We start from the raw sequence: 10,683 nt of genomic DNA on the forward strand, positions 1-10,683 counted from the left end.
CCGCCGCCGGGCCCGCCGCGGCGCTGGCTGCACGCGGTGCCGAGCTCGTGGCCGACGCCGAGGGACCGCTCGCGCTGGTCGTCGTGGGGTCGGGCAGCGGTCGCCACGGGCCTGACGCCCCGCTGGCCGACGACGAGCGCGCCCCCGCGCTCGACGCGTCGCTCGCCGCCGACCTCGGGTCGGGCGACACCGGGGCGCGCACGCGGCTCGGGTCCCTCGACGCCGGCCTCGCCTCGGCCCTCGCGGTGTCCGGCTGGGCGCCCTGGCAGGTGCTCCTCGGCGCCGTCGGGCCGCGACCGGTCGACGCGACCCTGCTCGCCGAGGACGTGTCGCTCGGCGCGCACCACGCGGTCGCGCTGTGGCAGGTGCCGTCCGACAGGCCCGTCGCCGGCGCACCGGTCGGGACGTCCGCCGTCGACGGCACCACGACGCACCCGGGGGCGTCCGCGTGAGCCTCGTCGTCGCGGTGGTCGGCCCCACCGCCACGGGCAAGTCCGACCTCGGCATCGCGCTCGCGCTCGCGCTCGGCGGTGAGGTCGTCAACACCGACGCGATGCAGCTCTACCGCGGCATGGACATCGGCACCGCCAAGGTGCCCGTCGACGAGCGTCGGGGCGTGCGGCACCATCTGCTCGACGTGCTCGAGCCGTCGCAGGACGCGACCGTCGCCGACTACCAGCAGCGGGCGCGCGCGACGCTCACGGACCTCGACGCGCGGGGTGCCCGCGCGGTCGCGGTCGGCGGGTCCGGGCTCTACGTCCGCGCGCTGCTGGACCACATGGAGTTCCCGGGCACGGACCCGGACCTGCGCGCCCGGCTCGAGGAGCGCGTCGAGCAGGAGGGGTCGCGCTCGCTGCACGCCGAGCTCGCGGCCGCGGACCCGGTCGCCGCCGACGGCATCGGGCCGCGCAACGCCCGCCGCGTCGTGCGCGCCCTCGAGGTCATCGCGCTCACCGGCCGTCCCTACTCGGCGTCGCTCCCGCAGCACGTCTACGAGGTCCCGGCCGTCCAGATCGGGCTCGACTGCAACCGTCCGACGCTCGACGCCCGTGTCGAGGGCCGCGTGGACCGCATGTGGGCCGCGGGTCTCGTGGCCGAGGTCGAGGGCCTGCTCGCGCGCGGTCTCGGCCGGACGGCGTCGCGCGCGGTCGGGTACGCGGAGGTCGCCGCGCTGCTCCGCGGCGAGCTCACGGAGCAGGAGGCGCGCGCCGCGACGACCGCCGGGACGCGACGCCTCGCCCGCAAGCAGATGGGCTGGTTCGGTCGCGACCCGCGCGTGCACTGGCTCGACGCGCAGGACCCGGACCTCGTCGACCGCGCGCTGGACCTCGTCGCGCGCGCCGACGCCGGAACGCTCGGGCCGGCCACCGACGACCCCGCGCCCCGCCGTAGTCTGGGGTCATGACGACCGTCCCCGTGTCCGCCGACGCGCCCGCCGACCTGCCCCTCGCGGTCGGCCTGCCGGTGACCAAGGGCCACGGCACCCAGAACGACTTCGTGCTCGTCGACGACCGCGACGGCCTGCTCGACCTCACCGCACCGCTCGTGCGCGAGCTCGCCGACCGCCGCGCGGGCCTCGGCGGCGACGGCGTCATCCGCCTCGTCGCGAGCCGCCTGCTCCCCGAGGGCAGCGCGGTGCTCGCGGAGGACCCGTCCGCGACGTGGTTCATGGACTACCGCAACGCCGACGGCTCGGTCGCCGAGATGTGCGGCAACGGCGTGCGCGTCTTCGCGGCGTTCGCGCAGCGCCTCGGCCTGTGGGACGCGGACGACGAGCTCGTGCTCGGCACCCGCGCGGGCGTGCGCCGGGTGCGCCGCGTGCCGGTCCCGGCCGGTCTCGACGACGACGTCTGGTACGCGGTCGACATGGGCCGCTGGTCCGTCCCCGGCGGCGACGAGGCCGTGCAGGCGGGCTTCGACGCGCAGGTGCACGTCCCGGGCCTCGACGACGTCCGCCCCGCGCTGTCGCTCGACGTCGGCAACCCGCACACGGTCCTCGCGCTCGCCGGCCCCGACGAGCTCGCCGCCGCGGACCTGACCCGCGCGCCCGAGGTCCGTCCCGTCCCGCCGCACGGCACCAACGTCGAGCTCGTCGTGCCGCTCGCCGAGGACCACGCCGCCGACGGCACCCTCGTCGGGCACGTCGCGATGCGCGTGCACGAGCGCGGCGTCGGCGAGACGAGGTCGTGCGGGACCGGTGCGTGCGCGGCCGCCATGGCGGTGCGGACGTGGGCCGGGGCGGGAGCCCCGGACGTCTGGCTCGTCGACGTCCCCGGCGGCACCGTGCGTGTGACCGCGCTGCCCGACGGGCACGTCGAGCTCGCGGGTCCGGCGGTCCTCGTCGCGACCGCGACCGTCGACCTCACGGCAGTCGCGGGGTCCGCGGGCCGATGACCGACGCCGCGCGGACCGCCCACGCCGTGGGGCTCGGGCCGACGGTGGACGCCGTCCCGACGGTCCAGGGTGGCTCGGCCGTGCCGTCGGCGGACGCCGCTCCGACGGTCGACGGTCGCCCGGCCGTGCCGCCGCCTGACGTCGGGCTGACCTCGGGCGACCTGGGCACGCCCCTCGGTGCGCGCGCGACCGTCGTGCAGTTCTCCAGCACGTTCTGCGTGCCGTGCCGCCGGACCCGCCAGATCGCGGAGCACGCGCTGCGCACCGCGGACGGCGTGACGCACGTCGACCTCGACGTCGCCGACCACCTGGACCTCGGCGAGCGGCTCGCGATCCTGTCGACGCCCACCGTCCTGGTCCTCGACGCGGCCGGTCGGGTCCGACGACGTGCGACCGGCGTGCCGTCGCTCGCGCAGCTGCGCGCCGCGATCGCGGAGGCGTCGGCGGTGGCGGCTCCCGAGACCGCCCGGTCCTGACGGGCGAGACGGCCGGGACGCCGGGGCGCCTCGGCGACGCCGGATCACGGGTCCCGTCAGCGGCGCGCGGGTGACCGGCTCAGGCGTCCCGCACGACCAGGACCCGGAACCCCTTGGCGCTCGCGGACCGCTCGACCACGACGCCACCGCCGAGGGTCGCGGCGAGCCAGCGCTGCAGCGAGTCCGCACCGAGGTTCTTCCCGACGACGAGGTGCGCGTCGCCGCCCGCCGCACGTCGCGGCAGCCAGCGCAGCAGGAGCGCGTGCAGCGCGTCCTTGCCGACGCGGATCGGCGGGTTGGACCGGATCGTCGCGAACCGCACGTCGTCGGGGACCTCGTCGGGCAGGGCCGCCACGACGTTGCCCAGGCCGAGCGCCGCGGCGTTGCGCCGGACCAGGTCGAGCGCGCGCTCGTTCACGTCGACGGCCCACACGCGCGCGTCGGGGGACTCGAGCGCGAGCGACAGCGCCACGGGCCCCCAGCCGCACCCGAGGTCGAGCAGGTCGCCCGTCGACGGCGGCGGAGGAGCGGTCCGCAGCAGGACCTGCGTGCCGTGGTCGACGTGGTCGGGGGAGAAGACACCGCCCGCCGTCTGCACCTGCACCGGTCGCCCGGCGAGCTCGACGGTCAGCGTGCGCAGCTCGACCGGGGACGCGGGCTGCGCGGTGAAGTAGTGGTCCTGGCCGCTCACGCGCCGACCCTACCCGCGCACGCTCGGCCCGCAGCGAAATGGATCGCACCCCGGGGGAGCGCGTGCGACCCTGGAAGCGCAGCCGACGAAGCCGATCCGAGAGGCACCGCGTGAACGACCCGCAGCACACCACCCACGAGACCGAGGCGTACGAGCCTCGCTCCGTGCAGGACGTCGCCGACGACGTCGTCGCGCGTGTGCTCGCCCGGGCCGGCACCGCGCTGCAGGACGGCGGCACCGTCCACTCCACCTACGACGGGGACCAGCTCGACCTCGAGGAGCGGACGTCGCTCCGCCGGGTCGCGGGCCTGTCGACCGAGCTCGAGGACGTCACCGAGGTCGAGTACCGGCAGCTCCGTCTGGAGAAGGTCGTGCTGGTCGGCGTCTGGGGCACCGGCACCGCCGAGGACGCCGAGGTCTCGCTGCGCGAGCTCGCGGCGCTCGCCGAGACCGCCGGCTCCGAGGTCCTCGACGGCGTCATCCAGCGTCGCCGCACCCCCGACCCGGGGACCTACCTCGGGTCGGGCAAGGCCGCCGAGCTCGCGCTGCTCGTCGCGTCGGTCGGCGCGGACACCGTCGTGGTCGACGGCGAGCTCGCCCCCTCGCAGCGTCGTGCGCTCGAGGACATCGTGCGGGTCAAGGTCGTCGACCGGACCGCGCTGATCCTCGACATCTTCGCCCAGCACGCCAAGTCCCGGGAGGGCAAGGCGCAGGTCGAGCTCGCGCAGCTCGAGTACCTGCTCCCGCGCCTGCGCGGCTGGGGCGAGTCGATGTCCCGGCAGGCCGGTGGCCAGGTCGGCGGCGCCGGCGCCGGTATGGGTTCGCGCGGTCCCGGTGAGACGAAGATCGAGCTCGACCGTCGCCGGATCCGCAACCGCATGGCCAAGCTGCGCCGCGAGATCGCGGCGATGGAGCCGGCCCGGCTCACCAAGCGCGCGTCCCGTCGCAAGAACGCGATCCCGTCGGTCGCGATCGCGGGCTACACCAACGCCGGCAAGTCGTCGTTGCTCAACCGGCTGACCAACGCCGGGGTGCTCGTCGAGAACGCGCTGTTCGCGACGCTGGACCCGACGGTCCGCCGCGCCGAGACGACCGACGGGCGCGTCTACACGCTCGCCGACACCGTCGGGTTCGTGCGGGCGCTCCCGCACCAGCTCGTCGAGGCGTTCCGGTCGACGCTCGAGGAGGTCGCCGACGCCGACCTCATCCTGCACGTGGTCGACGCGTCCCACCCCGACCCGGAGGGGCAGATCGCGGCCGTGCGGCACGTGTTCGCCGACATCCCGGGCGCGATGGACGTGCCCGAGATCATCGTGCTGAACAAGGCCGACCGGGCGTCCGACGAGGCGATCACGCGGCTCCGGTCGCGCGAGGTGCACTCGGTCGTCGTGTCCGCCCACACGGGCGAGGGCGTCGAGGAGCTCCAGGCCCTCATCGCGGACCAGCTGCCGCGTCCCGGCGTGGCCGTCGACGTCGTCGTCCCATACGACCGCGGTGACCTGGTCAGCCGGGTGCACGAGCACGGTGACATCGACCACGAGGAGCACACGGCCCACGGCACCGCGCTGCGCGCGCGCGTCGACCAGCAGCTCGCGGCCGAGCTCACCGCGGCGGCGGTCCGGACCGCCTGACCGGCGGCGTGGGTGACCGCGACTACGCTGTCGCGGTGCCCGATGCGGAACCGACGGTCGACGACCTCCTGGACCTCGCCGTCGGCGCCCTCGGCGGCGCCCGCCGCGACGGTCAGCACGCGATGGCGCAGGCCGTCTCGCGGTCCCTCGAGACCGGCGAGCACCTGCTCGTCCAGGCGGGGACCGGCACCGGGAAGTCGCTCGGCTACCTCGTCCCCGCGGTCCGGCACGCGGTGCTCGCGGACGAGCACGTCGTCGTCTCGACCGCGACGCTCGCACTCCAGCGGCAGGTCGTCACGCGCGACCTGCCGCTCGTCGCGGACGCGCTCGCACCCCGGCTGCCCCGCCGACCGCACATCGCGCTCCTCAAGGGCTGGCACAACTACCTGTGCGTGCACAAGGTCGCGGGCGGGTACCCCGAGGACGAGCCCGGCACGCTGTTCGACCTCGGCGACCACGCGGGCGCGGCGGACCACCCCGCACCCGCCGGGGCCGGACGACGCGACGGCAGCGAGTCGCTCGGCGAGCAGATCCTGCGGCTCCGCGAGTGGGCCGAGGAGACCGACACGGGCGACCGCGACGACCTCGTCCCCGGCGTGACCGACCGCGCGTGGCGGCAGGTGTCGGTGACCTCGCTCGAGTGCCTCGGCGCGCGCTGCCCGATGATCGAGGAGTGCTTCCCCGAACGTGCGCGGGCGTCGGCGCGCGAGGCGGACGTCGTCGTGACGAACCACGCGATGCTCGGCATCGCCGCCTCCGGCTCCCCGGGCGTGCTGCCCGAGCACGACGTGCTCATCGTCGACGAGGCGCACGAGCTCACCGACCGCGTCACCGCGCAGGCGACGTCCGACCTGTCGTTCGCGACCGTCGACCACGCCGCACGCCTCGCGCGCCGACACGGGGGAGTGCCGACGACCGACCTCGACGCGGCCGCGCAGGCGCTCGCGGCGGTGCTCGTCGAGCTGCCCGAGGGCCGGTTCCCCGACGGGCTGCCCGACGCCGCGCGCGATGCCGTCGCCGCGGTCCGCGACGCGTCGCGCACCCTGCTGAGCGCGCTCAAGCCCGACTCGACCGCGGGGCGTCCGGCCGCCCCCGACGGCGGGCTGAAGATGGCCGCGTCCGCGATGCTCGCGCTCTTCGAGGTCGCCGACCGCATGGCCGCCGACCCCGAGGACAACCGCCACACGGTCCTGTGGTGCGCGCGCGGCGAGGACCGGCGCGGTGGCGTCCTCACGCGCCTGCACGCCGCACCGCTCGCGGTGAACGGCCTCATCCGCACGCACCTGCTCGGCGGGCGGACGGGCGTCCTCACGTCGGCGACGCTGTCGCTCGGCGGCTCGTTCGACCCGGTCGCCCGGTCCGTCGGGCTCGAGGTCCGGCCTGACGCCGAACCCGTCGGCCCGTCGCGTCTGCCGGGTGCGCAGGACGACGCTGACGCGCTCGACGTCGCGGCCGGCACCGACGCGGCCGACGACCCCGGGTCGCTCACCTGGCACGGCCTCGACGTCGGCAGCCCTTTCGACTACGCCCGGCAGGGGATCCTCTACGTCGCGCGCCGGCTGCCCCCGCCCGGGCGTGAACCCGCGACGGACGCGCAGCTGGACGAGATCGAGGCGCTCGTCCGTGCGGCGGGCGGGCGCACGCTCGGGCTCTTCTCGTCGCGCCGCGCCGCCACGGCGGCCGCGCTCGCGATGCGGGAACGGCTCGACGTGCCGGTGCTGCTGCAGGGCGACGACCAGCTCCCGACGCTCGTCGCGCAGTTCGCCGCCGACGAGCCGACGTGCCTGTTCGGCACGCTGTCGCTGTGGCAGGGCGTCGACGTGCCCGGACCCGCGTGCCGCCTCGTCCTCATCGACCGCATCCCGTTCCCGCGCCCGGACGACCCCGTGCGCTCGGCCCGGACCGAGGCGGTCGCCGCGGCGGGCGGCAACGGCTTCATGTCCGTGTCCGCGACGCACGCCGCGCTGCTGCTCGCGCAGGGCGCGGGACGTCTGGTCCGCACGACCGAGGACCGCGGCGTCGTCGCCGTCCTGGACCCGCGGCTCGTCACCGCGCGCTACGGCGAGTTCCTCGCCCGGTCGCTGCCGGGCTTCTGGCGGACCACCGAGCGCGACGTCGCCGTGTCCGCCCTGCGCCGCCTCACCGGGGACGACTAGCCTCAGAGCTGCGCCGACGTGCGGCGCCGGTGCTCGTGGCCGGCGCCGACGCGCACCCCGACCGACCCGGACCCGGGCGGTCGCACGACGACGCGGGAGACCCCCATGACCGAGACCCCTGACCTCGACGACGCCGTGACGCCGCACGTCCCGCGCCGCCGGACGTCCAAGCTCGCGATCGTCGGGGCGGGCGCCGTCGGGTCGACGATGGCCTATGCCGCCCTCATGCGCGGTGCGGCCCGCACGGTCGCGCTCTACGACATCAACAAGGCCAAGGTGCAGGCGGAGGCGCTCGACCTCGGGCACGGCATCCAGTTCATGCCGATGGCCCAGGTCGTCGGGTCGGACGACATCGCGGTGTGCGCCGACGCCGACATCGTCATGTTCACCGCCGGAGCGAAGCAGAAGCCCGGCCAGACGCGCCTCGACCTCGCCGAGGCCACCATCTCGCTCGTCCGGAAGGTCCTCCCGGCCGTCGTCGAGGTCGCGCCCGACGCGACGTACGTCATGGTCACCAACCCGGTCGACGTCGTGACGTACGCCGCGCTGCGCATCTCGGGGCTGCCTCCGTCGCGGCTGTTCGGCTCCGGGACCGTCCTCGACTCGTCGCGGCTGCGCTACCTCATCGCGCGCGAGACGGGCGTCGCGGTGCAGAACGTCCACGCGTACGTCGCGGGCGAGCACGGCGACAGCGAGCTGCCGCTCTGGAGCTCTGCGAGCATCGGCGCGGTGCCGCTGCTCGAGTGGAACGGCCTCGGCGGGCGCGGCGGCGCGCTGACCTCCGAGGTGCGCGAGCGGATCGCGCGCGAGGTCGTCGACTCCGCCTACCAGATCATCGAGGGCAAGGGCGCCACCAACTACGCGGTCGCGCTCGCCGGGTCGCGCATCATCGAGGCGGTCCTCAACGACGAGTCCCGCATCCTGCCCGTGTCGTCGCTGCTCGACGACTACTACGGGATCTCCGACGTGTGCCTCTCCGTCCCCGCCGTCGTCGGCGCCAAGGGGGTCGAGGACCGGCTCGCGGTGCCGATGTCGGCCGACGAGCTCGCCGGCCTGCGACGCTCCGCCGAGGCCGTCAAGGACGTCGCGCGCCAGTTCGGGTTCTGACCTCGTCGCCTGCTCGCCGGTCGATCTCGCGGCGCCGGGGCGCGCTGTCGCGCGTGGCGGCGCCGCGGGTCGTGGCGAGCGGGTGTGCGGCGATCGCCGCACACCCGGTTCCGATGGGCGTCAGTGCGACCGCAGCGCGTCGATGAGCTCCGACTTGCGCATGCGCGACCGCCCCTCGATGCCGACGTCCGCCGCCTTCTTGCGCAGGTCGTCGACCGTCCAGTCGTCGTAGTCGCCCGAGCGGCCGCCCTTGCGGCTGACGGCCGACCGTGACGAGCCGGCGGCGGCGTTGGCGATGCGCGCCGACTTCTCCTTGCTGTTCCCCTCGTCGCGCAGCCGCTCGTAGAGCTGCGCGTCCTTCACGCTGGGGCCGGGGTCTCGCATCCGTCCGGGCATCGTGGCTCCTCGGTCGAGGTCCGGGGCGTCGTCCTCACCCCGGACCAGCGTCGCGCCGACCTCGCCGAGCCGCACGCGCGCGACATCGGCGTCCACCGGTCCCGTGTCCGCGCGGACGAGCGCGGCCGGACGTCAGAGGCTGCGCAGGACGGAGACGACCCGGCCGAGGATCGTCGCCTCGTCGCCGACGATCGGCGCGTAGGCCGCGTTGTGCGGCATCAGCCAGACGTGACCGTCGGCCCGGCGCAGCGTCTTGACGGTCGCCTCGCCGTCGATCATGGCCGCGACGATCTCGCCGTTCTCCGCGACCGGCTGGCGGCGCACGACGACCCAGTCGCCGTCGCAGATGGCGGCGTCGATCATCGAGTCGCCCGCGACGCGGAGCAGGAACAGCTCGCCGTCACCGACGAGCTGGCGCGGGAGCGGGAACACGTCCTCGACGACCTGGTCGGCCAGGATCGGGCCGCCCGCGGCGATCCGGCCGACGACCGGGACGTAGGACGGGCTGGGCACCTGCTCGTCGTCCCCGGTGACGGGTGCGGAGAAGGGCGTGCGGGTGCCGTCGGGCGCGGTCCAGGTGGACACGCCGCGCGAGTCGTCGGGGTGGACGACCTCGATCGCGCGCGGTCGGTTCGGGTCGCGGCGCAGGTAGCCCTTGCGCTCGAGGGCCGTGAGCTGGTGCTTGACGCTCGACGGGCTCGTGAGGCCGACGGCCTCGCCGATCTCGCGCATGCTCGGCGGGTAGCCGCGCGACTCGACCGACGCCCGGATGGTGTCGAGCACGAGGCGCTGGCGCGCGGTGAGACCGTCGGCCCCGTCCGGGCCGTCGGGGAGCGCGTGGACGGTCGCCACCCGGTCCTGTGTGCCGGTCGTGGTGTCCCCGCTGGTGCTCACTGCAGCCCTCCTGACGTCGTCGGCCGGTCGCCGCCTGCTCGGTGCCGGACCGTGCGCACCGCTGCTGACCTGCGTCCGGACCGGGCGGACCCGGGCGGTGTCAGTGGTCGGTGGTGCGCTTGTCCTGCGCGGCCAGCCTAGGCAGTGCGAGCAGCCAGATCAAACATCTGTTCGATCTCGTCTGGACGCGTGTCGGAGCCGGGTGGTAGACATCGTACAGACGTTCGACGAACAGACGTTCGAACCAGAAGGAGCGGAGAGTCGACATGAGCGCTGCGGTGCTGTCGCCGGCGGGGCCGGGAACGGTGCGTCCGAACCTGCGGGTCGTCCGGTTGTCGACGCCGCCTGCACCCCGCTCCGTCGCGCCGGCGGGTCGGACACCGGTCGCGACCGGTGCCGGGCGTGACGACGCGCGTGTCCGGGCGACCGCGGAGCAGGCGCCGCTGCAGCTGACCGCACGCGGTCGTCTCGTGGTCGTCGTCCTCGGCCTGCTGCTCGCGATAGGTGTCTCGACGATCGCCGCGCGGGCGTCGGCGGACGGTCCGGTGAGCTCCGCGGTCGAGGTCACGCGTCACGTCGTCCTCGAGGGGGAGACGATGTGGGGCCTCGCGCAGCAGGTCGCCGCGCCGGGGGAGGACGTGCGCGACGTCGTCCTCGAGCTGGTGCGTCTCAACGACCTCCCCAACGCCGGTCTGATGGCGGGCCAGGAGATCCTCCTGCCGCGCTCCTGAGTCTCGGCGGCGCCCCTGCGGGGAAGGCGGGGGCGCCGCTGGGAGGAGCGTTGACGAGGGGGCTGTGGCTCAGTAGGTTAGGCTTACCTCATCGAACGGGCTGGGGGGCTCGTCGAGGTGTGGCCGAGGTGGTGCTCGCATCGCCCCGCGCCGCAGCACCGCGCCGGACCGAGGCGAGTCGGTCCGTGATCTGGGACGCGAGTCCCC

The 10,683-nt window shown here is 75.3% G+C and carries 11 protein-coding genes; 8 read left to right on the forward strand and 3 right to left on the reverse strand.

Annotated elements, in window-relative coordinates; genetic code table 11:
* The 4 genes from CTKZ_RS21595 to CTKZ_RS12785 form a co-directional block, all read left to right on the forward strand.
* Window positions 1-452 (forward strand): class III extradiol ring-cleavage dioxygenase family protein (locus CTKZ_RS21595; protein ID WP_200829736.1); only part of this gene is annotated, 452 nt, incomplete at its 5' end.
* A complete protein-coding gene (gene miaA, locus CTKZ_RS12775; RefSeq protein WP_124343308.1) occupies window positions 449-1,405 on the forward strand; it encodes a tRNA (adenosine(37)-N6)-dimethylallyltransferase MiaA in 957 nt (318 codons plus the stop codon). The genes CTKZ_RS21595 and miaA, both read left to right, overlap by 4 nt.
* Window positions 1,402-2,394, forward strand: coding sequence for a diaminopimelate epimerase (dapF, locus tag CTKZ_RS12780; protein ID WP_124343309.1), 993 nt, complete (start codon window positions 1,402-1,404; stop codon window positions 2,392-2,394). The genes miaA and dapF overlap by 4 nt, the downstream gene beginning before the upstream one ends.
* On the forward strand, window positions 2,391-2,870 hold the full coding sequence (locus CTKZ_RS12785; protein WP_124343310.1) for a TlpA family protein disulfide reductase: 480 nt from the start codon (window positions 2,391-2,393) through the stop codon (window positions 2,868-2,870). The genes dapF and CTKZ_RS12785 overlap by 4 nt, the downstream gene beginning before the upstream one ends.
* A gap of 79 nt (window positions 2,871-2,949) precedes the next feature.
* Here the strand turns inward: CTKZ_RS12785 and CTKZ_RS12790 are convergent, their stop codons facing one another.
* Window positions 2,950-3,561 carry a class I SAM-dependent methyltransferase gene (locus CTKZ_RS12790; RefSeq protein WP_124343311.1) on the reverse strand — a complete coding sequence of 204 codons (612 nt, stop codon included), beginning with the start codon at window positions 3,559-3,561 and terminating at the stop codon, window positions 2,950-2,952.
* 110 nt (window positions 3,562-3,671) lie between these two features.
* Here CTKZ_RS12790 and hflX point away from each other — a divergent pair, with 110 nt between their 5' ends.
* The 3 genes from hflX to CTKZ_RS12805 all read left to right on the forward strand — a co-directional run bounded on the left by hflX (window position 3,672) and on the right by CTKZ_RS12805 (window position 8,455).
* Window positions 3,672-5,192 (forward strand): GTPase HflX, encoded by a 1,521-nt coding sequence (gene hflX / locus CTKZ_RS12795; protein WP_124343312.1) that lies wholly within the window; start codon window positions 3,672-3,674, stop codon window positions 5,190-5,192.
* 35 nt (window positions 5,193-5,227) lie between these two features.
* Window positions 5,228-7,348: an ATP-dependent DNA helicase gene (locus CTKZ_RS12800; RefSeq protein ID WP_124343313.1), complete on the forward strand. Its 2,121-nt coding sequence runs from the start codon at window positions 5,228-5,230 to the stop codon at window positions 7,346-7,348.
* Between the two features lie 105 nt (window positions 7,349-7,453).
* A complete protein-coding gene (locus CTKZ_RS12805; protein WP_124343314.1) occupies window positions 7,454-8,455 on the forward strand; it encodes an L-lactate dehydrogenase in 1,002 nt (333 codons plus the stop codon).
* 120 nt (window positions 8,456-8,575) lie between these two features.
* Here CTKZ_RS12805 and CTKZ_RS12810 read toward each other — a convergent pair whose 3' ends face one another.
* Complete coding sequence (locus CTKZ_RS12810) at window positions 8,576-8,851, reverse strand: DUF7218 family protein (RefSeq protein ID WP_124343317.1); 276 nt, start codon at window positions 8,849-8,851, stop codon at window positions 8,576-8,578.
* Between the two features lie 132 nt (window positions 8,852-8,983).
* Window positions 8,984-9,703, reverse strand: a complete 720-nt coding sequence (lexA, locus tag CTKZ_RS12815) for a transcriptional repressor LexA (protein WP_235843471.1) — start codon at window positions 9,701-9,703, stop codon at window positions 8,984-8,986.
* A 308-nt stretch (window positions 9,704-10,011) separates the two neighbouring features.
* On the opposite strand from lexA, the gene CTKZ_RS12820 reads away from it, so the two are divergent.
* Window positions 10,012-10,476: a LysM peptidoglycan-binding domain-containing protein gene (locus tag CTKZ_RS12820; protein ID WP_124343316.1), complete on the forward strand. Its 465-nt coding sequence runs from the start codon at window positions 10,012-10,014 to the stop codon at window positions 10,474-10,476.
* Window positions 10,477-10,683 lie beyond the last annotated feature (207 nt).

This window comes from Cellulomonas algicola (genome assembly GCF_003851725.1).
GTDB lineage: Bacteria > Actinomycetota > Actinomycetes > Actinomycetales > Cellulomonadaceae > Cellulomonas > Cellulomonas algicola.

Coding starts and splice junctions, on each gene's coding strand:
- CTKZ_RS12820 (WP_124343316.1), top strand. CDS start 10,012: ATGAGCGCTGCGGTGCTGTCGCCGGCGGGGCCGGGAACGGTGCGTCCG.
- dapF (WP_124343309.1), top strand. CDS start 1,402: ATGACGACCGTCCCCGTGTCCGCCGACGCGCCCGCCGACCTGCCCCTC.
- CTKZ_RS12785 (WP_124343310.1), top strand. CDS start 2,391: ATGACCGACGCCGCGCGGACCGCCCACGCCGTGGGGCTCGGGCCGACG.
- CTKZ_RS12805 (WP_124343314.1), top strand. CDS start 7,454: ATGACCGAGACCCCTGACCTCGACGACGCCGTGACGCCGCACGTCCCG.
- CTKZ_RS12810 (WP_124343317.1), bottom strand. CDS start 8,851: ATGCCCGGACGGATGCGAGACCCCGGCCCCAGCGTGAAGGACGCGCAG.